Origin of the sequence: Actinomadura sp. 6N118 (assembly GCF_044326415.1) — a bacterium.
Classification (GTDB): Bacteria; Actinomycetota; Actinomycetes; order Streptosporangiales; family Streptosporangiaceae; genus Spirillospora.
This window is the reverse complement of record NZ_JBIRAZ010000007.1, coordinates 516301-539674: the sequence shown is the minus strand read 5'-3', so window position 1 is coordinate 539674 and position 23374 is coordinate 516301. Positions and strand designations below refer to the sequence as shown.

Below are 23374 nucleotides of genomic sequence, written 5' to 3'. Positions count from 1 at the left end.
GTCTTCCTCCGGAGAGCTAGGGTTTGTCGCTGCCCACGATCCACATGGCGAAGAACTGGGCTCCGCCGCCGTACGCGTGGCCGAGGGCACGGCGGGCGCCTTCGACCTGGTGTTCCCCTGCCAGGCCACGGACCTGGAGCGCCGCCTCGGCGAACCGGATCATCCCGGAGGCTCCGATCGGGTTGGACGAGAGCACGCCGCCCGAGGCGTTCCACGGAATGTCGCCGTCGAGCGCCGTCGCGCCGGACTCGGTGAGCTTCCAGCCCTCGCCCTCGCCGCAGAAGCCGAGGTTCTCCAGCCACATCGGCTCGTACCAGGAGAACGGCACGTACGTTTCGGCGACGTCGAGTTCGCGGCGCGGGTCGGCGATGCCGGCCTGCCGGTAGACGTCGGCCGCGGCGTCCATGCCGCCCTGCGGGTTCACCGTGTCGCGGCCCGCGAAGAAGATCGGCTCCGAGCGCATCGACGTGCCGTGCACCCAGGCGGGCTTGTTGGGAGCCTTGCGCGCGGCGTCCTCGGAGGCGAGCACCATCGCGCATGCTCCGTCGGACGACGGGCACGTCTCCAGGTAGCGGATCGGCTCCCAGAGCATCGGGGTCGACTCGACCATCTCCCGCGAGATGCCCGGGATCTTGAGATGCGCGTACTGGTTCTTCAGCGCGTTCTCCCGGTCCTTGACCGCGACGAGCGTGCCGACGTGGTCGGGCGCGCCGGAGCGGCGCATGTACGCGCGGATGTGCGGGGCGAAGTAGCCGCCCGCCCCGACGACCAGCGAGGTCGAGTAGGGGGTGTTGACTGTGAGCGCCCAGGTGGCGTTGGACTCCGACTGCTTCTCCCACGCCACGGTGAGGACCCGGTCGTGGACGCCGCTCTGGATGAGGCTCGCCGCGACGTTCGCGGTGGAGCCGCCGACCGAGCCCGCCGTGTGCACGCGCATCATCGGCTTGCCGCGCGCGCCCAGTGCGTCGGCGAGATACGACTCGGGCATCATGACGCCCTCGAAGAGGTCGGGGGCCTTGCCGATGACCACCGCGTCGATGTCGTTCCAGGTCAGCCCGGCGTCGTCGAGCGCGCGCTGCGCCGCCTCGCGGACCAGCCCGGCCATCGAGACGTCAAGCCGCTTCGTCTTGTACGCCGTCTGGCCCACGCCGATGATCGCGCACGGGTTACCCATTGTTCTCTCCCGAAAGGACACAGACGAGGTTCTGCTGGAGGCACGGGCCCGAGGTGGCGTGGCCGAGGGTCTTGGACGCGGTGCCGTCGTGGATCCGGGTCGCCGCCTCACCGATGCGGATCAGCCCGGCGGCCATCACCGGGTTGGCCGAGAGCGCGCCGCCGGAGGGGTTGACGGTCACCTCGTCACCGAGGCCCAGCGCCTCGCGCAGGATCAGCTCTTCGTGGGTGAACTGGGCGTGCAGCTCGGCGACCTCGATGCCGGTGGCGCCCGCCTTCTCGCCCGCGATCCGGGCCGACTCGGCGCGGGTCAGGTCGCGTACGCCGGGGAGGTGGGCCTCGCTGCGATGGTCGATGCCGGTGATCCATGCGGGCCGTTCGCACAGCTCGCGTGCCTTGTCGCCGGTGGCCAGCACGATCACGGCCGCGCCGTCGGCGTCCGCCGCGATGTCGTGCGGGCGGAGCGGGGCGACGTCGTAATCGGCACCGTTGGCGGCATCGCCCGGATCGTCGAGGTGGAGGGCGAACGGGTTGTCGCGACCGGCAGCACGGGACCGGGCGGCGACGGCGCGCAGGTCGTCCTCCTTGGCACCCGACCGTTCCAGGTAGGCGCGGGCTTGGAGGGCTGCGAGCGACACCTGGTCGAGGCCGAGCGGCTCCAGGTAGTACGGGTCGAGCTGCCGGGTCATGATCTCGCGCAACGTGCCCTGGGACGGCTTGCCGAAGCCGTACACCAGCGCGGTGTCGATCTCGCCGTGCTGCAGCTTCACCCACGCCTCGTACAACGCCCAGGCCGCGTCCATCTCCACATGGGACTCGGAGATCGGCGGCCAGGCGCCCACCGCGTCGAGCGCTGAGACGAACGAGAACGGCGCGCCGGCGAGGTAGTCGCACGAGCCCGAGCAGGTGAAGCCGAACCGCTTCAGCCCGGTGCGTTCCTTGATCTCGGTGATGATCGGCGCGAGGAGCTCGACCTCGGACTGCCCGGTGTCCTCGGCGGTGTGCTTGGTCTGAACGAACGCGACGACCGCGACATCTCTGCTCATAGATAATCCTTGATCGCGTCGAAGGGGACGTCGGGCTCGTCGAGCGGCTCGAACCACTTGATGTTGCCCATGGTCTTGCCCCACTCCTCGCGGGGTCTCCAGGCCGCCTTGACCCGCATGCCCATCCGGACCTGGTCCGCCGGGATGCCCGCCACGAGGGCGAGCATGGTGAGCCCGGCTCCGTCGAGCAGGATGTAGGCGGAGACGAACGGCACCTGGGGGGCGCGCGGGTCCGGCAGGTTGTTGACCGCGAACGTCGTGACGGTGCCGGTGTCGGGCAGCTCCACCTCCTCGGTGGTGGGCACGCCGTCCTTCGGGCACAGCCCCTTCATCGGCACGATGACCTGGTCGCAGACTCCGCAGCGATGGCCGATGAGCTTCCCTTGCGAGACGCCCTCCAGGAAGCGGTCGAGCGCCCGGCCGCCCTGGAGGTCGTACTCCAGCCGCGACGGCGCGTTGATCATCGTGACCTCGGGCTCGAAGCACTCGATGTCGTTGATCGACCCGGCCCGCTTGCCCCGGCCGCGGAACTTGGGCCGGACGCGCAGGCCGGTCTTGAGGAAGCGCGGCGCCTCGGCTCCTTCTTCCAGGACGCCCATGTCCAGCGCGTGCACCAGCGCGGTGTCGGCACCGTCCGGCTGGATCAACGCCCAGGCGAACGGGCGGTCGAGGGGGTGCACCTTCAGCGGCCTGGACACCCACGACCAGCTCTGGACGGTGCCGGCGGGCCCGACCTCGACGTACTCCTCGGTCACGGACTCGCCGCTGTCCGGGTCGTACTCCAGCGGCGGGAAGAGCACCTTCCCCGCCTGGGTCCGCACGCCCACCAGGCGCCCGTCGCGCAGCTCGCTCAGGAACCGGCCGATGACCGGGCCGACCGACCGCGTGTACCCGCCGGGGAACTCCAGGACGTGGTTGGGGGTATCAGATGGCACTCTCGCGGTCCTTCCAGTACGGATCCCTCAACTTGCGCTTGAGGAGCTTGCCGTTGGGCTCGCGCGGCATGGTCTCGATGAAGTCGATCGACCGCGGCCACTTCATCTTGGCGAGGCGGCCCTCCAGTGAGGAGAGGATCTCGGCGGCCAGCTCCGGCCCCGGCTCGGCGCCCGCGGCGGGCTCGACGACGGCCTTGATCTGCTCGCCCCACTCGTCGTCCGGGATGCCGAAGACGGCCACGTCGGCGACCTTGGGGTGCATGGTGATCTCGTTCTCGATCTCGGCCGGATAGATGTTGGCGCCGCCCGAGATGATCATGTCGGCCTTGCGGTCGGACAGGAAGAGGAAGCCGTCCTCGGTGAGGTAGCCGATGTCGCCGACCGTGAAGTGGTCGTCGAGCCGGTTCTTCTCCGTCTTCTCCTTGTCGCCCTTGTACTCGAACGTGGTGCCGGCCATCTTCATGTAGATCGTCCCGGGCGTGCCGGCCGGCACCGGCTGCTCGTCGTCGTCCACGATGAGCAGCTCGCTGATCGGCCAGGCCTTGCCGACCGTGCCGGGGTGGGCGAGCCAGTCCGCCGGCGAGGCGATCGTGCCGCCGCCCTCGGTGGCCGCGTAGTACTCCCAGATGCAGTCGCCCCACCAGTCGAGCATCTGCTGCTTGATCGGGACCGGGCACGGCGCGGCCGCGTGGATGGCCCACTTCATGGACGACACGTCGTAGCGCTTCCTGACCTCGTCAGGCAGGCCGAGCAGCCGCTTGAAGTGCGTCGGCACCATATGGGTGTTGGTGATCTTGTAACGTTCGATCAGCCGGAGCGTCTCCTCGGCGTCCCACTTGTCGACGTACACCAGCGTGTGGCCCATCTGCAGCGCCGTGCCGCCGAACTGGGTCACCGCGGTGTGGTAGTTCGGCGAGGTCACCAGGTGCGCCTGCGGTTCGTTCCCGGCGGGACGTCCGGCGGTCATGCCGAACATCCCCAGCAGGAACGTCATCAGCTCGGCGCTGTCGTCCGGGTCGATCCCGGCGAGCCTGCGCTTGACGCCCTTGGGCCGCCCGGTGGTCCCGGACGTGTAGTGCATGGTCGCGCCGTTGCTGCGGTCTTCAGGCAGCGCGTCGGACTGCCCCTCGACCAGCTCGTCGAACGGGCGGAATCCCTTGACGGCGCCGAACGCGAACTTGCGGTGCGCCTCGATCCCCGATTCCTCGGCACCTCGCACGCCCTCCTCGGCGTAACGTTCGTGCACGAAGAACGCCTTGGCCTCGCTGTCGGCCACGATGTAGCCGATCTCCGGGCCGGTCAGGTGCCAGTTGATCGGCGTGTAGTACCAGCCCGCCTGCAGCGCGGCCAGGTAGAGCACCAGGCCCTCGACGCCGTTCGGCACCAGGCCGCAGACACCGTCGCCGTTCCGCAGCCCGAGATCCCGCAGCCCGTGCACCACCCGGTTGGCGCGGGCGAGCAGGTCACCGGCGGTGTACTCGATTCCATCCGGGTCGACGGCCGCGATCCACTCCGGATCGGCCTGTGCCAGCCGCCAAAATCCCAACGATCCCATTGGATCTCCTAGCCCGTCGCACTGTCGATGAGCAGCATCGCACTCACCCCGGGATGCCAAAGTAGATCACGTTCTCGTTTTATCAGGCAAGAGCTGTTGACGCGCCGATCTCACTACTAGAATCTGTTCTTGTTTTAGAATGGCGAGCGACCTGGGAGGACGCGTTGGAACGGCTGCCGATCAGCACCGAGCACTGCACCGTCGAGCAGGACGGCCACGTCGTCATCGCGACGATGAACCGCCCCGAGGCCCGCAACGCGCTGAGCTCGGCCATGCTCGTCGGTCTCGCCGACGCCTGGGCCTACATGTCCGAGACCCCCGAGGTCCGCGTGGGCATCCTCACCGGCGCCGACGGCCAGTTCTGCGCGGGCGCGGACCTGAAGGCGATGGGCACCCCGCCCTCCGACCCCAAGGTCCAGGAGCGCATGCAGCAGATCCCGAACTTCCACTGGAAGGGCCTGCTCCGCGAGGGCCGGCCGACCAAGCCCCTCATCTGCGCGATCGAGGGCTACGCCGTGGCAGGCGGCACCGAACTCCTCGTCGGCACCGACCTCCGCATAGTGGCCGAGGACGCCACCCTCGGCCTGTACGAGGCGAAGCGGGGTCTCTTCCCCATGGGCGGCTCCGCGATCAGGCTCCCCCGCCAGATCGGTTACGCCGCCGCGATGGACATCCTCCTCACCGCCCGCTCAGTAACCCCCCAGGAAGCCCTCGACATGGGCCTCATCAACAAGGTCGTCCCGACCGGCACCGCCCTCCAGGCCGCCCGCGAGCTGGCCGGCCAGATCGCCGAATGCGGCCCCCTCGCCGTCCAGGCGATCCTCCGCACCTACCGCGAGACCGAACACCTCTCCGAGGAGGAGGCCCTCAAGATCTCCGACGAGATCGGCTGGCCCGTCATCGGCTCCGGGGACGCCAAGGAGGGCTCCAAAGCCTTCAAGGAAAAGCGCCCCGCCATCTTCAAGGGCAAGTGACCGCGGGGCGCGTGTTCAGGTGGTGGCTGGGGCGGGGTCGGCTCGGCGGTTGCGGAGGATGGAGGTGGCGAAGGCGAGGATGATCATGCCGGCGCCGAGGCCGCCAGTGATCCATTCGGGGACGTGGGACACGATGCCGACCAGCATGCAGGCGGCGAGGGTTCCGATGGCCCAGTGGGCACCGTGTTCGAGGTAGGCGTAGCGCTGGAGGGTGCCCTTGCGGATCAGGAAGACGGTGATCGAGCGGATGTAGATCGCGCCGATGCCCAGGCCGAGGGCGATGACGATCGGGTCCGTGGAGATCGCGAACGCGCCGATCACCCCGTCGAAGGAGAACGACGCGTCCAGTACCTCCAGATAGAGGAAGAGGAAGAACGCGGCCTTGCCGACGACCGTGGCAGGCCTCGATGGGCCCGAGCCCGTGTCCGAGGCGGCGGAGTCGAAGAGATTTCCGAGACCGTTCACCAGGAGGTAGGCGACGAGCCCGAGCATTCCGGCGATCAGCACGGAGGCCCGCTCTCCCTCGGGGGCCCAGAGCCCGGCGACACCCGCGAGGGCCGTGCCCGCGATGATCACCGAGAGCTGGTCGAGCTTGCCGAGCCGGGCTAGCGGTACCTCTAGCAGGGCCAGCCACTGTTCCTCTCGCTCGTCGAACAGCCAGTCCAGGAAGATCATCAGCAGGAAGACGCCGCCGAAGGCCGCGATCATCGGGTAGGCGCTCTCCATGGACGCCTGGTAGGCCTCGTGGTCGTTCAGCGCCAGGCGCACCGCCTCGACCGGCCCCAGCCCGGTGGTGACCGCGACGATCGCGACCGGGAACACCAACCGCATGCCGAACACGGCGATCGCGATGCCGACGGTCAGGAAGATCCTCTGCCAGAACGCTGACATGCGTTCCAGCACCTTGGCGTTGACGACCGCGTTGTCGAACGACAGCGAGATCTCCAGGACCACCAGGACGGTCACCACCGCCAGCCCCGCCGTACCGCCGTAGGCCAGGGCGGCGGCCAGGCCTACGGCGGTCAGGGCGAACGACCAGCCGAACGTACGAAAGATCATGAGTTCGCCTTCCGGACGACGAGCCTGATCAGGGGCCAGGCGAGGAGCAGGACGATCAGGCCGTAGACGGTGTAGGACACCGGCCCGCCCAGCAGCCCCGACAGGTCGCCGCCGGACAGCTGGAGCGCGCGCCTGCCCTGCAGTTCGGCTCGCGGGCCGAGGATGACGCCCACGATGAGCGGCAGGACCGGGAACCCGAACCGCCGCATGCCGAACCCCAGAAGTCCCAGGACCAGCAGGATGAACAGGTCGAACGGCTGGGAGTTGACGGCATAGGCCCCCATGGAGGCGAAGAACAGGATTCCGGCGTACAGGTACGGGCGGGGAACGCGCAGCAGCTTCGCCCACAGCGGCGCGAGCGGCAGGTTGAGCACGAGCAGCATGAGGTTGCCGACGAACAGGCTGGCGATCAATGTCCAGACCAGCTCGGGCTGGCGATCGAACAGCAGCGGTCCCGGCTGGATCCCGTGGGACTCGAACGCGGCCAGCATGACCGCCGAGACGGCCGTGGTCGGCAGCCCGATCGCGAGCATCGGCACGAGGGTGCCGGCCGCCGAGGCGTTGTTGGCGGCCTCCGGGCCGGCCACGCCCTCGATCGCGCCTCTCCCGAACTCGTCGTGGTGCTTGGCCAGCTTCTTCTCGGCCGCGTACGACAGGAAGGTCGGGATCTCCGCGCCGCCCGCCGGCACGGCGCCGAACGGGAAGCCGAGGGCGGTGCCGCGCAGCCAGGGCCGCCAGGAGCGCCGCCAGTCCTCGCGGCCCATCCAGGCCCGCCCGACCGGGATCACCTCGCCGACCTTGCGCCGCAGGTGCGCCGCGACCCACAGCGCCTCGCCGACGGCGAAGATCCCCACGGCCACGACGACGACGTCCAGCCCGTCGGCCAGCTGCGGAACGCCGAAGGTCAGCCGTTGCTGCCCGGACACCCCGTCGATGCCGATCAGTGCGATGACCAGCCCGACCAGCAGGGACACCAGGCCGCGCAGCCGCGAGGAGCCCAGCACGGCCGAGACCGCGACGAACGCCAGCAGCATGATCGCGAAATAGTCGGGGGCGCCCAGGCTGACCGCGAACCGCACCACCAGCGGCGTGACGACCACCAGGAGCAGGGTGGCGATCGTCCCGGCCACGAACGACCCGATCGCGGCGGTGGCGAGCGCCTGCGCGGCCCGCCCGGCCTTGGCCATCTTGTTGCCCTCGATCGCGGTGACGACCGAGGACGACTCGCCCGGCGTGTTGAGCAGGATCGAGGTGGTCGACCCGCCGTACATGCCGCCGTAGTAGATCCCCGCGAACAGGATGAACGCCTGGACCGGCCCCATCCCGTAGGTCACCGGCAGGAGCAGCGCGACGGTCATCGCCGGGCCGATGCCGGGCAGCACGCCCACGGCGGTGCCGATCAGCACGCCCAGGAAGGCCATCAGCAGGTTGGTCGGGGTGGCGACGTGGGCGAAGCCGTCGAGGAGGTTGGCGAGATCACCCATCACAGGATCCCCTGCAGCACTCCGGCGGGCAGGTTCACGCCGAGCCCGATCGCGAACGCGTAGAACGTGCCCAGCGAGAGGGCCGCGGAGATCGCCGCGGTCAGCACGTACCGGCGGCTGCCGAGCGCGAACGCCGCACCCCAGAACAGCAGACCGCCGCTGATCACCCAGCCGAGCCGTTCGATGAGGACCGCGTTGGCGGCGAAGGCGCCGATGAGCAGCAGGACCGTCCGCCAGTCGATCGGCGACGCGAGGTCGATGTCCTCGCCGTGCTCCGGCTCGCCCCGGCCGCCGCGCGCCACGTCGATCCCGTACAGGACGGAGACGCCGAGCAGGAGCGCTCCGAGGAGCAGTGGAACAGGCCGGGGCCCCAGCAGATCGGTGGACGACACGGTGTTCGGGATGCCGGTCGCGTCCACGATCACCAGGATGCCGAGCCCCGCGAGGAACGCGCAGACCCCGTACTGCGCCCGGTCCGTCCCGGGGCGTGCGGCAGGCGCCGTCTCCTCGGTGTCCGTGGTGTCCATGGTGTCCGTGGTGTCGGTGTCCGTGTCCGTGTCCATCAGGCCAGCCCCAGCTGCTTGAGGATGCCGGCGACGGCCTGGTCCTGCTGGGTGAGGAACGTCCCGAACTGGTCGCCGGTGACGAACGAGTCGGTCCAGCCGCGCTTGGCCAGCTCGGCCTTCCACTCCTTCGAGTCGTGCATCCGGGTCAGCGCGTCGATCCACGCCTGCTTGTCGTCCTGGCTGATCCCGGGCGGGGCGACGATGCCGCGCCAGTTGGTGAAGACCAGGTCGACGCCGGAGGCCTTGAGCGTCGGGACGTCCTTGAGGACGTCGATCGGCGCCGCGCTGGTCACCGCCAGCACCCGGATCTGGCCGGCCTCGACCTGGTCGAGGAACTCGCCGAAGCCACTGGCACCGAAGGCGATCTTGTTGCCGAGCAGGGCCGGGAGGAGCTCACCGCCGCCGTCGTAGGAGACGTAGTTGACCTGCTTGGGGTCGATGCCGACGGTCTTGGCCAGCTGCATGGGCAGCAGGTGGTCCGGCCCGCCGGGCGAGGAGCCGCCGCCAACGGCCATCTTCTTCGGGTTCTTCTTCCAGGCCGCGACGAGATCGCCGATGGTCTTGTAGGGAGAGTCCTTGGGCACGACGATCGCGCCGGCCTCCTCGATCATCTTGGCGAGCGGCGTGGTCTCGGTCAGCCTGGCCTTCGACTTGGCGGTGTAGGACGCGCCCACGACGCCGAGGCCCATCTGCATGGCGAGCTTGCCGTTGCCCTTCTCGTTGACCGTGCGCTGCAGGCCGACGGTGCCGCCCGCGCCCGGCAGGTTGAACACCTGGACCGTGTTGGCGATCTTGGTGTCCGCCATGACCTTGGCGGCCGTCCGGGCGGTGGTGTCGTACCCGCCGCCGGGAGTGTTCGGCACCATGATCCGCAGCCCGGTGAGGGTGCCGCCCTTGCCGCCGCCCTTGGCGTCGTCCTTGCCTGCGGTCGCGCCGCAGGCGCCGAGTGTGAGCATCGCAGCGGCGGCCAGCGCGCCGAGCCGGACGGTGAGGTGAATACCCATCGTCGGGTCCCTTCGACTCTTTTGGGGTGGGAGCACCGAGTATGTGTAGTGTGGCGGACGCCACATAGCCTTCTGTGACCTGCGGAGATTGTGTAACTAATGGTCGTGAGACTCCGCCCTCGGACGCTTGCGGGCGAGCTGTTCGCGCTCCAGCTCGCGATCGTGGCCGTCGTGCTCGTGGCCGTCGGGGCGATCTCCCTCGCCCAGTCTTCGGCCACGTTCGACGACGTCGAGAAGCGCCGGGTGACCGCGCTCGCCGAGCAGTTCGCGTGGAACCCGCTGGTCCGCACCCAGCTCGCGGAGGGGTTCCCCAGCACGGTGCTCGCCACGCTCGTGCAGTCGACCCGGCTGAACACCGGTGTCACCTCGGTGACGGTCGCGGACGCCCGGGGGGTCGTCCTCAGCTCCACCGATCCGACGCTGACCGGCACGCGGCTCCCCCTCGGGGGTGTACCCGGCCGCGGCTGGTCCGGCTACCTCACCGTGAACGGATCACGCGAGCTGACGGCCCAGATCCCGGTGCTGGGCGACGGGGACGACAACGGCGGAACGCGCCTCGGCACCGTGGCGATCGGGGTCGCGGCGCCGACGTCCTGGGAGAGGCTGGTCGGGGCGACCCACTACCTGCCGCTCTACGTCGGGATCGCCAGCGCGCTCGGCCTGTTCGGCTCCCTGCTGGTGGCCCGCCGGATCAAGCGGCAGACGCTGGGGCTGGAACCACGCGAGATCACCGGCATGGCCGAGCATCGGGAGGCCCTGCTCCACGGCATCGCCGAGGGCGTGATCGCACTGGACCCGCGGTACCGGATCACCCTGGTCAACGACGTGGGACGGCGGTTGCTCGGCCTGCCCACCGACTGCCTCGGCCGCGCCCTGGCCGACTTCGGGCTGGAGAGCCGGCTCGTCGAGGTGCTGACCGGGGTGAGCGACGCCCGGGACGAGATCGTCATCCGGGAGGGCCGCGTACTGGTCCTCAACCGGATGGCCGTGGTGCAGGGCGGCCGTGCGCTCGGCTCGGTCACCACCCTCCGCGACCGGACCGAGCTGGCCCAGCTCGAACGGGAACTCGGGTCGTTCCGCGGCTCCACCGAACTCCTGCGCGCCCAGGCCCACGAGTTCGCCAACCAGCTCCACGTGATCTCCGGGTTGATCCAGGTGGGCGACCACGACGCGGTCGTGCCCTACGTCCGTGCCCTCCAGAAGCACCGGGAGTCGCTCGACACCAGGCTGAACGCGAAGGTCCGCGACACCGCGATCGCCGCGCTGCTCATGGCCAAGTCGTCCCTGGCCTCCGAACGCAAGGTGGAGCTGCGCATCTCGGACCCGACGTCACTGGACAAGCTCCCCCCGCAGGATTCGGCCGACCTGGCCACCGTGATCGGGAACCTCGTCGACAACGCCGTCGACGCCGCCGCCGGCCACGAGGACGCCTGGGTGGAGGTCGAGCTCCGGCACGACGCGTCCGCCGTCGAGATCGTCGTCCGGGACTCCGGCCCCGGCGTCGCCCCCGAACTGGCCTCGGAGGTCTTCGCGCGCGGCTTCACCACCAAGGCGGCCCGCAGCGGCGAACGCGGCATCGGCCTGGCCCTGACGCAGCTCGTCTGCCACCGTCACGGCGGCGAGATCTCCGTCGACGGCTCGGTCTTCACCGCCCACATGTCCGTCGGAGCACTGGAGACCGCCCCATGATCGACGTCCTGGTCGTCGACGACGACTTCATGGTCGCCCGCATCAACCGCGGCTTCGTCGAGCGCATCGACGGCTTCCGCGTCGTCGGCACCGCCCACACCGGCCGGGAGACCATCGAGGCGGTCGCGTCCCTGTCCCCCGACCTGGTGCTCCTCGACCTCTACCTCCCGGACATCTTCGGCCTGGACGTCGTCACCCGCCTGCGCGCGGGCGGCCACAACTGCGACTTCCTCGTCATCAGCGCCACGCGCGAGGCCGATTCCGTCCGCGCCGCCGCCCGCCAGGGCGCGGTGAACTACCTCCTCAAGCCCTTCGACTTCAAGGATCTCCAGGTCCGCCTGGAACGCTACGCCGCCGAACGAGCGGAACTGGGCAACCTGGTCGTCAGCGGCCAGGCCGACATCGACCGCATCCTCCACCGCGGCGCCCCGGCCACCCCGCCCCTTCCCAAGGGCATGAGCGCCGAGACCGCCGAACTGGTCAAGCGCGTCCTGATCGCCGCAGACGCACCCATGTCGGCCGCCGAATGCGCGTCCCTGGTCGGGATCTCCCGCGTGAGCACCCGCCGCTATCTCGAGTACTTCGGATCCGCGGGTCTAGCCCGGGTGACCCTCAAGTACGGCACCGGCCGCCCAGAACGCCTGTTCCAGTGGATCTCCTAGTCCTCTAGAAGACGTCGACGCCGAACCTCTGGAGCGGCTCGGTGACCGGCTGGAAGAAGGTGATGCCGCCGGATTGGCAGTCGCCCGCGCCGCCGGAGGTCAGCCCCAGCGCGGTGGTGCCGCTGAACAGCGGTCCACCGCTGTCGCCGGGCTCCGCGCACACGGTGGTCTGGATCATGCCCGTGACCGTTCCCTCAGGGAAGTTCACCGTGGCGTCGACCGCGGTGACCCGGCCGGTGTTGACCCCGGTGGTGCTGCCGCTGCGGACGACGTTCTGGCCGACGACTGCCTCACCGGCCTCGGTGATGTCCCGGCTCTGCCCGTTGAACAGGTTGACTTCGCCCTCTCCGGCGGCGCCCTCCTCAGATCGGACGAGCGCGAAGTCGTCCCCCGGGAAGCTGCTGTCCACCGTCGTGCCGAGCGGCTGACCTCCCTGCTGGTCAGCGGTCCAGTTCCGTACGGCGTTGCCGCAGTGCCCGGCGGTCAGGAAGAAGCTCTCCTGGCCGCGGCGCACGTTGAAGCCCAGCGAACAACGCGAGCCCTGCCCGAAGATGGCGTCGCCGCCGGCCGCGAACGTGCTGAGCCGCCCTGGTATGCGAACCATCTGCACGGCCGGACCCATTTGCCGAGCCGTCCGGCGGACGGCGGCCAGTCGCGTCCCGGTGACCGTCCCGTCCGTCCACATCACCACTTGGCTCGTGGCGGGATCGACGGTCCAGCCGGTGCCCGGGACGGTCATCGTGCGCCGCAGTGTGTTGGTGATCCCTCTCAGCGTGCTCGGGCTGCGGGTGGACATCTTGGGCGTCACCCCCGCAGCGCGGACCATGGCGGCGTCCGCAGCGTTGGTGACCGTGACGACCGGGCGGCCCGAGGCGTCGAGATAGGTGCCCAGCGTACGCGCGCCGAGCTGCCGGGCCGCCCTGGCGGCCGTGGTCGCGGCGTCGTTCGGGGACGGCTGATTCGTGCGTGCTCTCGTGGTGTCGCCCGCCAGTGAGGCGCTCTTCGCAGACCGGCCCGGCAGTTCGCCGCCGTTCACCGCGTACAGCGAACCGGCCACGAGGCCGGTCCCCCCTGCAACCGCGGCGCCAGCCAGGGCCACGGTGCGCAGACGTCCTTGCCTGGTGGCGTTCCGATTCCTCATGAGCCCTCCAGACTCTGGGATCGATCTCCACCCGACAGATACGGCGCTCGTGGACGAGAAGGTTCAAGATGTCAGGCAGCTCGGCTTGGCCGCAGGTCACACCGACCGGACTGCGGCGTGGGCCAGAGGTACGCTTTCGCACGTGAGCGCACAGCCGACCGAACGCCGCGCATCAGCCGACGACTTCGAGGAGGCCGAAGCGGAGGCGATGTACGCGGATTTCCGGGAATGGGAGGCCGCAGTGCGACGTCCCATGAAAAGGTCAGGCGCTTCCTGCTGGGCGAACCCGAGTGAAGATCGAATGGTCACCCACAGCGACAACTGATCTATTCGCGATCTTCCAATACTCCGCCGGGCTCTGAAGCCCGTTCGCGGTCGTGGCCCCGCCGTCGCGTGATCATTCTCTGTGGCGCGACTTGATCTGGGTGAGGAGGGCGGCGAAGGCCGGGCGGGTGACGTGCAGGTGGGGGCCGTCGGGGTCCTTGGAGTCGCGGAGGCCGATCACCGGGTCCAGCGCGGCGACTTCGACGCAGGTGCTGCTGGACTCCTGGCCCGAATAGCTCGACTTGCGCCACAGGGCGGCGACTTCGACGCAGGTGCTGCTGGAGTCCTGGCCCGAGTAGCTCGACTTACGCCAGTGCGGGGTGGGGCGGTTCACAGCGCCTCCCTGATGGATTTGATCAGCATTTCGGACTCGCCGACCGGGAGCGCTTCACCCCCGATCATGTCGAAGCGTACCGCTAGGCGATGCACGTCGGTGGGTCGTGCGACCACCTGGCCCAGCCCTTCAGCGCCCTCCACGAAGGCGACGTCGTTGCCCTCCGCGAAGCCGAGGATGGTGAAGCCGCTGGGCACGTAGACGGGGGCGCCGCTGGGGATGATCTGCACGGTGTTGCGGGGTTCCTGGGCCATCTTGAGCAGGTAGGCGAGCTGCTCGCGCATCGCCTCAGGGCCGCCGACCGGTTCGCGCAGCACCGCTTCCCTGATCAACGCTGTAATGAACGGTGGTTCCTCGCGGTGCAGGATGTCCTGGCGTCCCATCCGGGCGGCGACCGCCTGGTCCAGCGTGTCCGGGCGTTGCCCCGCCCGCAGCACATGCCGGGCGTAATGCTCGTTCTGAAACAGGCCTGGAACGTTCAGCGGATCGTAGACGCGGACGGAGTCGGCCTGAGCCTCCTGCTCGGAGTAGTTCTGGAAGGTCAGCGACCATCCGGCCTCGCGGATGACGTGCCAGTACTGCTCCTCGAAGTACTCGACCTCGTACAGGCGGTCGAGCTTGGCACTCACGTCGAGGGTGGGCAGGCGGCGGAGATTCTCGATCGCGGAGATCGTCTTGGGCGACACGGTGCAGGCCGCGCCGACCTCGGTCTGGCTCACGCCGTCGCGTTCCCGGTAACGGCGCATGCGCTGCACATACGCGGCGGCACAGCTCGCTTTCGGGTCGAAGTTGCGCTCTTCGGACTCCATCGGCGGCTCCTGATGGATACAGCGGCTCTGTAGACGCTCACGTTCTTCCGGACTCTAAGGCTGCGAGGCAAGGCTTGAGCCATGTTCACGAAAAGTGACGACGAGATCACAGCGAGGTCGGAAAAGCTGATAGCCGTACAGGCCGTGCTGCGGGTCCTGGCCGTACGTGGAGGCGAGTCGTGATCAACACCGCCAGGCACACCCAGGTCGAGCAGCGCGTGAGGGCCCTAGCCGAATCGCTCCGCGTCCGGAAGGTAAAGGCCGAAATTGACCTTGTCACCGCGTTCCCCGGCCTGACCGCGTCGGCCGGCTGGTCGATGCGGTGCGTGCTGGTGTTCTGCCACCAGCCCAAGGGCGCCGAACGGCTGGTGTTCTGCACCAACGGATGCACACGCCTGGGTGAGGTGACCGAACCGGATGCCGTCGCAGACAAGATCGTCGAGATGTTGCGGGGACCAGGTCGTAACGGGATCCCCCTCCCCGAGGAGGGGGCTTTCAGTCCGTGTGGCTGAGGGCCGTCGTTACCAGCACAAGCCAACACGCACTTTGGAGGTGAACTGGTTGGCTACGTTTCATGTGGGTGAGCAGACCCACCCGTCCGTGCTTCTCCAGCGGGCGGCTCTGGAACCGGTGTCAGCAGACATCCCCCGGATCGGGGACGAAACGGGACACCGGCCCCCCGCCCACGGCGAGGGCACCGGCGTGGAACATGTGCGAGGAGAGACCACCGCCGCCTCACCTGGCGGCGGTGGCGTCACCCCCAACCATCAGGCTGGGGAGATGCCGCGTGAGCGGCACCCATCACCATCTGCCGGTCATGCGTCGGTGTTCGTGCTGGACAGACACGGGACACCGCTGCAACCGTGCCACCCGGCAAGAGCGCGGGAACTGCTGGGCAAGGGCCGGGCGGTCGTGCACCGGCACACCCCATTCGTCATCCGGTTGAAAGACCGCACCGCCGCCTCCTCGCAGGTCGACGGGGTCGAGGTCGGGATCGACCCGGGGAGCAAGCACACCGGTATCGCGGTGTTCACCGCCCGAGGCGGCCAGCGGCGCGGCCGGTACAGCATCCAGTTGAACCACCGGGGCGCGCTCATCAGCAAGAAAATGGCACAGCGCGCCGCCTACCGGCGGCGGCGCCGGTCGGCGAACCTGCGCTACCGCGCGCCCCGGTTCCTGAATCGGGCCAGGCCGCAGGGGTGGCTGGCGCCGTCCCTCAAGCACCGGGTGGACACCACCGTGTCGTGGATGGACCGGCTCGCCCGCTGGGCCCCCGTCCAGACGGTGCACGTGGAGCGCGTCGCGTTCGACACTCACCTGCTCAGCGCCGGGCGGCCGCTGGAGGGCGTGCAGTACCAGCAGGGCACCCTGCACGGCTACGAGACCCGCGAATACCTCCTGGCCAAGTGGGGGCGAGCCTGCGCCTACTGCGGCGCGCAGAACGTGCCGCTCAACATCGACCACATCCACCCACGCAGCAGAGGCGGGTCGGATCGGGTGTCGAACTTGACGCTGGCCTGCATCCCCTGCAACCAGGCCAAGTCCAACCGGCCGGTGGCCGAGTTCCTGGCGGCCAGGCCCAAGGTCCTGGCCCGGGTACTAGCGCAGGCCAAGACGCCGCTGGGTGACGCCGCCGCCGTCAACGCCACCCGGTGGGCGCTGTGGCGCGCGCTGGATCAGCGGCTGCCCACCCACACCGCCACAGGCGGCAGAACGAAATGGAACCGCACCCTGGCGGGCCTTCCCAAATCCCACACCCTTGACGCGCTGTGCGTGGGCAAACTCGACACCATCACCCAAGTAGTGGGCCTGGTTCTGGTCGCCGGATGCACCGGGCGCGGCACACACGCACGAACCCGCACCGACAAGCACGGCTTCCCCCGCCTGAGGATGCCCCGCACCAAAACCTTCTTCGGCTACCAGACCGGCGACCTGGTCCGCGCAGCCGTCCCCACCGGCAAGAACAAGGGCACCCACACCGGCCGCGTCGCCGTCCGCGCCACCGGAAAGTTCAACATCACCACCCACCACCGCACCGCCCAAGGCATCCACCACCGCCACCTCCGACTCCTCCAACGAGCCGACGGCTACGCCTACACCACGCAGGCAGAAAGGACGACCACGTGACGCACCGTGCCCCGTTTCCCCCGGCCCCGAAGGACGGGGTCTCCACGCTGTCGGTGTCCAATGAACGAGCCGCGTGATCCGCGCACCGGCGCGTACAACCTCCAGAAAGTGGAGGAACGGCCGCCGGACGCCGTGACCATCCTGCACCGCCTCCGTGCTCGCTTTGGGCCGTATGGATGGGCGTTCCTGCACGATCCCGGCACCTCCCGGTGGACCGCGCTGGGGCCACGCGGCGCCGAGATCTCCCGCCGGGACCCGACATCCCTCCACGCCGCCGTGGAAGCCGCCCAGACCCGGCCGCCGCCCACCGGTAACGCCTCGGAAAGGGGCACGAACCCGCACCCCGGAAGAGCAGAGATTGACCCGATCCCCTTCACGGGCCGCCGCGCCCCGTGACCTTGGCATGGTGATCGGTATGCGGACCGAGCCCGGCCTTGGCGCGGCGCCAGTGGCCCCTCGCGCCCTCAGGGGTGCGAACCTGCGGGTACGGACGGCGCGTCCCGCGAACCAACCGCCGTTCCGGGTCACCCCAACCGGTCGAGCAGCTCTGCGGCGGCTTCCTCCATCGGGTCGGTCAGTGGACCTTTCCGCCCGGTCCGCTTGAAGGCGCGGGCTACGTTGGCGCACATCATGAGTCGGGTGAGCTGCCCGGTCCTGGCGGACAGCACGTCCGCGAAAACCTCGGCGACCTTGTCGGCTAGGACGGGAACCCGCATGGATGCGGCCCACAGGGACACGGCGTCGAGTGCGGCAGGGCCCCGTCCCCAGCTCTCCCAGTCGATGATCGTCAAGTTCGGCCCGCACACGTTCACCCACCCAAGGTCGCCGTGGACGGTCGCCCAGTCGGTGATGGTGGTGTCGATCGCCGCCACGGTGCGGGTGTCGGCGTCGGTGAACTCAGTCGCCCAGCCCCAGAACCGCACCCGGAGACGGCCGAAACGCCGGGTTAGGCTCTTTGGCGAGTCGCGTGAGAGTCCCCGGGTTCGAGGAGGCACGGACGTGGCCACGCAGCCCCTCCAGCCTGGCGATCCGCGCCAGGTCGGCACCTACCGGGTACTGGCCAGGCTGGGCGCGGGCGGCATGGGGACCGTTTTCGTGGGGCGCTCTGCGGGCGGGCGGACCGTGGCCATCAAGTTGGTGCACGCGGAACTCGCCCGTGACCCCGAATTCCGTCGCCGGTTCCGGCATGAGGTGCGTGCGGCCCGGAAGGTGGGTGGGGAGTTCACCGCGCGGGTTCTGGACGCAGACACCGATGCGGCGATCCCGTGGCTGGCCACGGCGTACATCGCGGGTCCCACCCTGCGGGAGGTGGTGGACGGCAGGATCGGCCCACTACCTGAACGGTCGCTGGGCACGCTGGCCGCCGGGCTAGGCGGAGCGCTGCGCGCGATCCACGAACGGGGGCTGGTGCACCGCGACCTCAAGCCGACCAACGTGCTGCTGACCCTGGACGGCCCGCGCGTGATCGACTTTGGAATCGCGCGAGCCATGGACTCCAGCATCGCCACCCCCACCGGAGCGGTCATCGGGACCCCCGCCTTCATGTCACCCGAGCAGGTCCGGGGCGAGCGGGTGGCTCCCGCCAGCGACGTCTTCTCGCTGGGGTCGGTGCTGGCGTACGCGGCGACGGGACGCCTGCCGTTCGCGACGGCCGACAGCGGCCTGCACGCGCTGATGATGAGAATCGCCTCGGCAGAGCCCGACCTGAACGGCCTGGTCGGCCCCATGCGCGAACTGGTCGAGTCGTGCCTGGCCAAAGACCCCTCGGCGCGTCCGTCCCCCCAGGAGGTCATCGATCGGGCCGGCCTGACCCCCACCAGCCGCCACTGGCTCCCGGGAGCGGTGATGGACATGCTGGGCCGCCATGCCGTCGCGCTGCTCGACCAGGAGGCTCCCGAAACCAGCGGCCCCAGGACACACGATCGCCGGACGGCTCTCCGCCCGCCACCTCCCTCAAGGCCCCCGGACGATCCACCCCTCGACCCGCCCACCTCGGGCTCACGAGCCGTCCCGGCGCCCGCTCAGACAGACCCACTCCCGGCTGTCCCGCGTCTCCACCGTTCCCGGGGCCTGGTGATCGCGGGGGCGGTGCTGGCGCCGCTGGCGGTGTTCGCCACGGTGTCGTTCGCGGCGAGCTTCCGCGACGAGGACCCACCCGCCTCCAAACCGAGTGGGACGAGAAAGCCAGGCGTGACCACCCCGAGCATCACACCCTCCACACTCAAGGCTTCGCCCACCTCCACCCCGAAGCCTTCACCGCGAAGGACTACCGTCCCGCCTGCGTTCATCGGCACCTGGCAGGGCCCCAGCACGGACGACGAGACCCTTCGCTTCGTCATCCGGCGGGGAAAGATCGGCAGCGATGTGGTCACCGAGCGCTTCACAGACCGCAGGATCCAATGCGATTTGGTGGCCAGGCTCGAATCGGCCGACGACCGGTCCATCTCGATCGACGCCAGGATCAGTGACCCATCGTTCCTCTCCTGCAAGTTCAACACCGGAGGCCAAACGCTCACGCTGACCGACGGCGACACTCTCCATTTCGAGGTGGAGAACGACACTGTCAGCGGCACCCTCCGCCGCATCGGCTAAGTCAGTGGCCCGCCCGGGCCTGGCGGAAACGTGACCCCCCAACGGTGAGCCCCTCGCTTTCCGCCGCTGTGCTGGTCACCATCTGATCAGCCTGGCGCTTCGGCGCAATTGCCCTTCCCCTCGTAGTTCCGTGGAGACCGGACCTGGAGAGAAGGTTGGGTCGTGGGAGTCAAGAGGCGCAGGTTGGACCCGGAGTTCCTGGCGGGAGCCGTGCGCATCGTTCGGGTGTGAGCTGTGCCCGCCGGGCGCTGCACGCGCCGAGCGGGCTGAGGGATCCGCTGTTCGCGGCGACGACCGTCATGACTGCGGCCTCGCCGTGACGTGCTTCTTGTAGGCCAGGCCGGCGAGTATCTCCCAGATCAGCCGATGGGCGTTGTTGACCGTCAGGTCGGCGTGGTCGTACGGGGGGCAGACCTCGGTGACGTCGAGCGCCACCAATTTGGCCTCCAGGGCGATCCGGCGAACGGCTCTGAGCAGGTCGACCGGCGCAAGGCCCCCCGGGCTCGGGTGTCCCTGTCCCTGGGGCGAACCCCGGGTCGAGCACGTCGAATGCAGCCGCATAAACCTCGGATCAACCCCGCCCCAGTGTCCGCCCCGGCATCTCCGGCACCGAACTGTGGTGGTGCGGCCCCCGCGAAGTCCTCGGCCGCGTCTACTTGCGCCACCTCATGGACCCGCACTCCGCGAACGCGGAGGGCACCCCTGTGGTGGTCCCTGCGCCCTCCGCGAGAGCTGTTCGAAGCGCACTTTCGCGTGATGGTGCCCGATCAGGATTCCCTGGGCCGGCTACTCGGATAGCTGATCGATGAGCCGGGGGTTCGCGGGGCCGGAATCCGCCCCACACCCGGCGGGCTTTCCCTTCCCTTACTCCCTCGGGGAGAGCCCCGGCCTCGCGGCCCCCCTTGCACGCAAAGCCACCCCGGGAGGGCCCCGTCCGGAAGTAGGTTGGATGGATGCAGACGCCGGGTGACCCGCTGGCGGACCTCTTCGCCAGCACCGACCCGCTGCCCAGTCCTGCCGGCCCGTTCGGGCAGCTCGGCGATGATCTTGACATCCTGGAGATCCGGCGCGGCGGGATGGGTGAAGTTCTGATCTGCCGCCGCCGCGGCTCGGACGAGACGCCTGCGTCGGCCGGCGGCGCGATCGCGTACAAGACCTTCCAGCGCCGGTTTTTCTTCAAGCCGCAGGTCCGTGCCGCCTATTTGCGCGAGGTGCGCCTCTGGTCCCGGCTTGCGGGGGTTCCGCACATCATGCCGGTGCTGGGATTTCAAAACGTGGAGGACCGCCCCTTCGTCCTCATGCCTGCCGTGCTCGGTGGTGTGCGCTCCCTTCGCGACGTCGTGGGCGGGGAGACGCCGGATCCTTGGCGTGCGGCCTTCCTGGCCGCGCAGGTCGCGCTTGGCATGCACCTGGCCGGAGAAAGGGTCGCCGGGCTGGTCCATGGCGACCTCAAGCCTGAGAATGTTCTGTTTTCCGACGAGGTCGCCTACATCTCCGACTTCGGCCTGGCTCGCGCGGCTGGCGAGGCCCACGTCATCACGAGTACTCCGGCATATCGCTCGCCGGAACTGCGGGCGGACCCGTCCGCCGCCAGCGTGTCATCGGACGTCTACGCCTTCGGCGTCCTGCTCTGGGAGTTGCTGACCGGCGGCCTCCCGCGGGAGGGAGATCCGCTGCCGGAGCCGGATCACGGTCTCGCCGCCCTCGCCTGGGACTGCCTGGCCGCCGACCCCCGCCGGCGCCCGGCCTCGTTCGGGGACGTCTACCTCGCCATCCTGCGGACGGCCGGGCGCCACGCACCCGGCCTCACCGCGCAGATCATGGACGTCACAGCGCGGGTTCAGCTCCAGTTGGAGGTGCTGGCACCGTTGCTGACCGAGGCGCGTCTAGAAAGCCTGACCAATCTCCAGGAGTACGACCTGGCGATCGAGGAGGCCGACGGGCTGCCGGAGTTCCTGGTCACACCGGCCGTGCTGGCGCGTCGCGGACACGCGCTCTCGCTGGCTGGACGGGATGAGGAGGCCATCGCAGCCTTCGATCGCGCGCTCGACGGCGATCCCGGCCGCGAGGTCAGGTTGTCGTGCAAGAACGGGAAAGGGCTGTCGCTCAAGCGTCTCGGCCGATATGACGAGGCGATCGAGTTGCTGGGGCGCACGGTGCTCGACGGATTCGACGACGAACGCGCGATGGTCATGATGAACCTGGCCACCGTGTACCTGGAGCGGGGCGACCATGCCGACGCGCTGCCGCTCCTCCTGGAGGCTTGCAAGCTCCGGCCGGACGTCTATCAAACTTGGGCCAACCTCGGCCAGGCGTACGAGGGAACCGGCGATTACCGCGCGGCGGAGGCCGTCTACAGGCGCGCGGTCCGGCTGGCTCCGCACGAGATGCTCCCGGCCATGCATCTTGCTGCGGTCTGTATGGATCACCTCGGCCAGACAGCCGTTGCCTGGGCCGTACTGGAACAGCTGGGTCAGCAGGGACACATGAGTCCTGAATGGGCGGCTCGCGTCTGGGCCTGCTTGCTGGTCGGCGGCAAGTCCGCGGAGGAGGCCCATAGTTTCGCGGTTCAGGCGCGTGAGACTTGGCCCGAGAGCGCCGCTGACATCGCCGAGGAGGCACACCGGCTCGCCACGGCCATGGCGGCACCAGAGGAACCGGTGGTCGCCCCGCGGATAGCCCAGCCCTCCTCGTCCGAAGCCGAACCTAGCGGCCGGTTCAGCGACCTTCGGGACGAGCTTCCGTCCGGCTTCGAGTTGACCCTCGGAGAACCTGGGGAACCCGATCCGCTGAGCAACCCCGAGGTCGCCGCGGGCTACGCGGTCGCCCGCGACGGCGAGCTGTTCCTCGGTGTACGGGTGTATCTGTCGGGTGGGTTCCACTGCTTCGACTTCTTCGGCGCGCCGGAGCACCCTGCCTACCTCGACCGCCTTGCCGACTCGCTGGCCCAGGCCCGCGCCGTGATCGAGACGAGGGGGTCGATCTGTCGGCGTCGAGAGATCCCACCGTACTATCACCAGTGCCCGGCCTGCGGTGTGCTGGTCCTGACCGACCGTGTCCCAGGCGTGCCGCTGCGCTGCCGTGGCTGTGCCGTGAGCGCGCCGACGAGGCCGCTGCGCTCACCCGAATTCGACGGGCTCGTTCGAAAAGCCGCCGACCGTCTCGGCCACGCGATCGTCGACATATCCGGCCTCGAGCAGCTGTTTCTGGCAGAGCTTCCCGACGACCGGCTCGCCGAACCGATGGCCATCCTCGCCGCGCGGCTCGGGTTCGAACCGGTTGACGTGAACGCCCTGGCACCGCGTGGGCTGCTGGCCCACGTCCGGTCGACACGGATGCCGACCTTCGGTGACCGGGCTCTCGTGGCCTTCCACAAGACTGCCGGTCCCGGCGTCCTGACATACGGCGGCGGTGGCACCCCGGATCTCGAGGAACTGGAGTTCCTGCTGCGCGCCACGACCGGCTTGGCGGCCTCCGCGGGCGCCCACTACGACCCCCGCGGCGACACTCCCATGGAGATGATTTTCGCGGGCCGCGATGAGGATCTTCTCGCCGACCTGCTTGTCGAGGTGTCGTCCAGCCCGCACGCCCCGGCCCTCCGGCAGTTGCTTGCCTGGCAGTACGTCCGTCTCGGCCAGTTGGACGAAGCTACCGAGGCGGCTCGGGTATGCATTGAGCGGTGGCCCGCCGATGCCCAGTCCTGGCTGTTGTGGGCAGAGGTGCGGCGAGCCACCGGCGATCCTGCCGGTGCGATTGACGCCGTCCAGCGGTCCTTGGTCATCGATCCAGTCCAGCCCAGCGCGTTCGAGTTGCTTGCCCGGTGCCATGAAGACCTTGGTGACGCGGACGCGGCCAGCGCGGCGGCCCAGCAGAGTCTGAGTCTCGGTGGAGGTGCGTGAT

21 protein-coding genes and 1 pseudogene are annotated in these 23374 nt (G+C 69.3%); 9 read left to right on the top strand and 13 right to left on the bottom strand.

Going from position 1 to position 23374, the window contains the following annotated elements; genetic code table 11:
* Positions 1-16 precede the first annotated feature (16 nt).
* The 4 genes from ACH34W_RS21405 to ACH34W_RS21390 are packed head-to-tail and all read right to left on the bottom strand — an operon-like array spanning position 17 to position 4709.
* Positions 17-1174 (bottom strand): thiolase domain-containing protein, encoded by a 1158-nt coding sequence (locus tag ACH34W_RS21405; RefSeq protein ID WP_395962696.1) that lies wholly within the window; start codon positions 1172-1174, stop codon positions 17-19.
* A complete protein-coding gene (locus ACH34W_RS21400) occupies positions 1167-2219 on the bottom strand; it encodes a thiolase domain-containing protein (RefSeq protein ID WP_395962695.1) in 1053 nt (350 codons plus the stop codon). Before ACH34W_RS21400 ends, ACH34W_RS21405 begins: the two co-directional genes overlap by 8 nt.
* A complete protein-coding gene (locus ACH34W_RS21395; RefSeq protein WP_395962694.1) occupies positions 2216-3154 on the bottom strand; it encodes a Zn-ribbon domain-containing OB-fold protein in 939 nt (312 codons plus the stop codon). Before ACH34W_RS21395 ends, ACH34W_RS21400 begins: the two co-directional genes overlap by 4 nt.
* The gene (locus tag ACH34W_RS21390; protein WP_395962693.1) at positions 3144-4709 is read right to left on the bottom strand and encodes an acyl-CoA synthetase; all 1566 of its coding nucleotides are present in this window, start codon (positions 4707-4709) and stop codon (positions 3144-3146) included. Before ACH34W_RS21390 ends, ACH34W_RS21395 begins: the two co-directional genes overlap by 11 nt.
* A gap of 164 nt (positions 4710-4873) precedes the next feature.
* Between ACH34W_RS21390 and ACH34W_RS21385 the strand changes: the two genes are divergently transcribed.
* A complete protein-coding gene (locus ACH34W_RS21385) occupies positions 4874-5683 on the top strand; it encodes a crotonase/enoyl-CoA hydratase family protein (RefSeq protein ID WP_395962692.1) in 810 nt (269 codons plus the stop codon).
* Between the two features lie 15 nt (positions 5684-5698).
* Here ACH34W_RS21385 and ACH34W_RS21380 read toward each other — a convergent pair whose 3' ends face one another.
* From ACH34W_RS21380 to ACH34W_RS21365, 4 genes are read right to left on the bottom strand one after another with little or no spacing between them, the layout of a single operon-like run.
* Positions 5699-6742: a DUF475 domain-containing protein gene (locus ACH34W_RS21380; protein WP_395962691.1), complete on the bottom strand. Its 1044-nt coding sequence runs from the start codon at positions 6740-6742 to the stop codon at positions 5699-5701.
* Positions 6739-8226: a tripartite tricarboxylate transporter permease gene (locus ACH34W_RS21375; RefSeq protein WP_395962690.1), complete on the bottom strand. Its 1488-nt coding sequence runs from the start codon at positions 8224-8226 to the stop codon at positions 6739-6741. The genes ACH34W_RS21380 and ACH34W_RS21375 overlap by 4 nt, the downstream gene beginning before the upstream one ends.
* Positions 8226-8789, bottom strand: a complete 564-nt coding sequence (locus tag ACH34W_RS21370; RefSeq protein WP_395962689.1) for a tripartite tricarboxylate transporter TctB family protein — start codon at positions 8787-8789, stop codon at positions 8226-8228. Before ACH34W_RS21370 ends, ACH34W_RS21375 begins: the two co-directional genes overlap by 1 nt.
* On the bottom strand, positions 8789-9796 hold the full coding sequence (locus ACH34W_RS21365; RefSeq protein WP_395962688.1) for a Bug family tripartite tricarboxylate transporter substrate binding protein: 1008 nt from the start codon (positions 9794-9796) through the stop codon (positions 8789-8791). Before ACH34W_RS21365 ends, ACH34W_RS21370 begins: the two co-directional genes overlap by 1 nt.
* 105 nt (positions 9797-9901) lie before the next feature.
* Between ACH34W_RS21365 and ACH34W_RS21360 the strand changes: the two genes are divergently transcribed.
* Together ACH34W_RS21360 and ACH34W_RS21355 are read left to right on the top strand one after the other, a co-directional pair.
* Positions 9902-11485, top strand: coding sequence for an ATP-binding protein (locus ACH34W_RS21360; protein ID WP_395962687.1), 1584 nt, complete (start codon positions 9902-9904; stop codon positions 11483-11485).
* Positions 11482-12147: a response regulator gene (locus tag ACH34W_RS21355; protein ID WP_395962686.1), complete on the top strand. Its 666-nt coding sequence runs from the start codon at positions 11482-11484 to the stop codon at positions 12145-12147. Before ACH34W_RS21360 ends, ACH34W_RS21355 begins: the two co-directional genes overlap by 4 nt.
* Positions 12148-12151: 4 nt before the next feature.
* Here ACH34W_RS21355 and ACH34W_RS21350 read toward each other — a convergent pair whose 3' ends face one another.
* Complete coding sequence (locus ACH34W_RS21350; RefSeq protein WP_395962685.1) at positions 12152-13288, bottom strand: S1 family peptidase; 1137 nt, start codon at positions 13286-13288, stop codon at positions 12152-12154.
* A 142-nt stretch (positions 13289-13430) separates the two neighbouring features.
* On the opposite strand from ACH34W_RS21350, the gene ACH34W_RS21345 reads away from it, so the two are divergent.
* A complete protein-coding gene (locus tag ACH34W_RS21345; RefSeq protein ID WP_395962684.1) occupies positions 13431-13613 on the top strand; it encodes a hypothetical protein in 183 nt (60 codons plus the stop codon).
* A 72-nt stretch (positions 13614-13685) separates the two neighbouring features.
* Here the strand turns inward: ACH34W_RS21345 and ACH34W_RS21340 are convergent, their stop codons facing one another.
* Complete coding sequence (locus ACH34W_RS21340) at positions 13686-13946, bottom strand: DUF397 domain-containing protein (protein ID WP_395962682.1); 261 nt, start codon at positions 13944-13946, stop codon at positions 13686-13688.
* On the bottom strand, positions 13943-14755 hold the full coding sequence (locus tag ACH34W_RS21335) for a helix-turn-helix transcriptional regulator (protein ID WP_395962681.1): 813 nt from the start codon (positions 14753-14755) through the stop codon (positions 13943-13945). The genes ACH34W_RS21340 and ACH34W_RS21335 overlap by 4 nt, the downstream gene beginning before the upstream one ends.
* 179 nt (positions 14756-14934) lie before the next feature.
* Here ACH34W_RS21335 and ACH34W_RS21330 point away from each other — a divergent pair, with 179 nt between their 5' ends.
* The 3 genes from ACH34W_RS21330 to ACH34W_RS21320 are packed head-to-tail and all read left to right on the top strand — an operon-like array spanning position 14935 to position 17278.
* Positions 14935-15267 carry a hypothetical protein gene (locus tag ACH34W_RS21330; RefSeq protein ID WP_395962680.1) on the top strand — a complete coding sequence of 111 codons (333 nt, stop codon included), beginning with the start codon at positions 14935-14937 and terminating at the stop codon, positions 15265-15267.
* 49 nt (positions 15268-15316) lie between these two features.
* Positions 15317-16882: an RNA-guided endonuclease IscB gene (gene iscB / locus ACH34W_RS21325; RefSeq protein WP_395962679.1), complete on the top strand. Its 1566-nt coding sequence runs from the start codon at positions 15317-15319 to the stop codon at positions 16880-16882.
* A gap of 60 nt (positions 16883-16942) precedes the next feature.
* On the top strand, positions 16943-17278 hold the full coding sequence (locus ACH34W_RS21320) for a hypothetical protein (RefSeq protein ID WP_395962678.1): 336 nt from the start codon (positions 16943-16945) through the stop codon (positions 17276-17278).
* A gap of 128 nt (positions 17279-17406) precedes the next feature.
* Here ACH34W_RS21320 and ACH34W_RS21315 read toward each other — a convergent pair whose 3' ends face one another.
* Positions 17407-17805 (bottom strand): hypothetical protein, encoded by a 399-nt coding sequence (locus ACH34W_RS21315; protein WP_395962677.1) that lies wholly within the window; start codon positions 17803-17805, stop codon positions 17407-17409.
* Positions 17806-17881: 76 nt separating this feature from the next.
* On the opposite strand from ACH34W_RS21315, the gene ACH34W_RS21310 reads away from it, so the two are divergent.
* Positions 17882-19474: a serine/threonine-protein kinase gene (locus ACH34W_RS21310; protein ID WP_395962676.1), complete on the top strand. Its 1593-nt coding sequence runs from the start codon at positions 17882-17884 to the stop codon at positions 19472-19474.
* A 297-nt stretch (positions 19475-19771) separates the two neighbouring features.
* Here ACH34W_RS21310 and ACH34W_RS21305 read toward each other — a convergent pair.
* Positions 19772-19981: pseudogene (locus ACH34W_RS21305) on the bottom strand (arginase family protein); the annotation flags it as partial.
* Positions 19982-20427: 446 nt separating this feature from the next.
* On the opposite strand from ACH34W_RS21305, the gene ACH34W_RS21300 reads away from it, so the two are divergent.
* Positions 20428-23373, top strand: coding sequence for a tetratricopeptide repeat protein (locus ACH34W_RS21300; RefSeq protein ID WP_395962675.1), 2946 nt, complete (start codon positions 20428-20430; stop codon positions 23371-23373).
* The last annotated feature ends 1 nt before the right edge of the window (position 23374 follow it).

Excerpts from the sequence above, each read along its gene's own strand:
- ACH34W_RS21405 (WP_395962696.1), bottom strand. The coding sequence starts at position 1,174 with ATGGGTAACCCGTGCGCGATCATCGGCGTGGGCCAGACGGCGTACAAG.
- ACH34W_RS21400 (WP_395962695.1), bottom strand. The coding sequence starts at position 2,219 with ATGAGCAGAGATGTCGCGGTCGTCGCGTTCGTTCAGACCAAGCACACC.
- ACH34W_RS21390 (WP_395962693.1), bottom strand. The coding sequence starts at position 4,709 with ATGGGATCGTTGGGATTTTGGCGGCTGGCACAGGCCGATCCGGAGTGG.
- ACH34W_RS21380 (WP_395962691.1), bottom strand. The coding sequence starts at position 6,742 with ATGATCTTTCGTACGTTCGGCTGGTCGTTCGCCCTGACCGCCGTAGGC.
- ACH34W_RS21375 (WP_395962690.1), bottom strand. The coding sequence starts at position 8,226 with ATGGGTGATCTCGCCAACCTCCTCGACGGCTTCGCCCACGTCGCCACC.
- ACH34W_RS21370 (WP_395962689.1), bottom strand. The coding sequence starts at position 8,789 with ATGGACACGGACACGGACACCGACACCACGGACACCATGGACACCACG.
- ACH34W_RS21365 (WP_395962688.1), bottom strand. The coding sequence starts at position 9,796 with ATGGGTATTCACCTCACCGTCCGGCTCGGCGCGCTGGCCGCCGCTGCG.
- ACH34W_RS21355 (WP_395962686.1), top strand. The coding sequence starts at position 11,482 with ATGATCGACGTCCTGGTCGTCGACGACGACTTCATGGTCGCCCGCATC.
- ACH34W_RS21350 (WP_395962685.1), bottom strand. The coding sequence starts at position 13,288 with ATGAGGAATCGGAACGCCACCAGGCAAGGACGTCTGCGCACCGTGGCC.
- ACH34W_RS21335 (WP_395962681.1), bottom strand. The coding sequence starts at position 14,755 with ATGGAGTCCGAAGAGCGCAACTTCGACCCGAAAGCGAGCTGTGCCGCC.
- ACH34W_RS21320 (WP_395962678.1), top strand. The coding sequence starts at position 16,943 with ATGAACGAGCCGCGTGATCCGCGCACCGGCGCGTACAACCTCCAGAAA.
- ACH34W_RS21300 (WP_395962675.1), top strand. The coding sequence starts at position 20,428 with ATGCAGACGCCGGGTGACCCGCTGGCGGACCTCTTCGCCAGCACCGAC.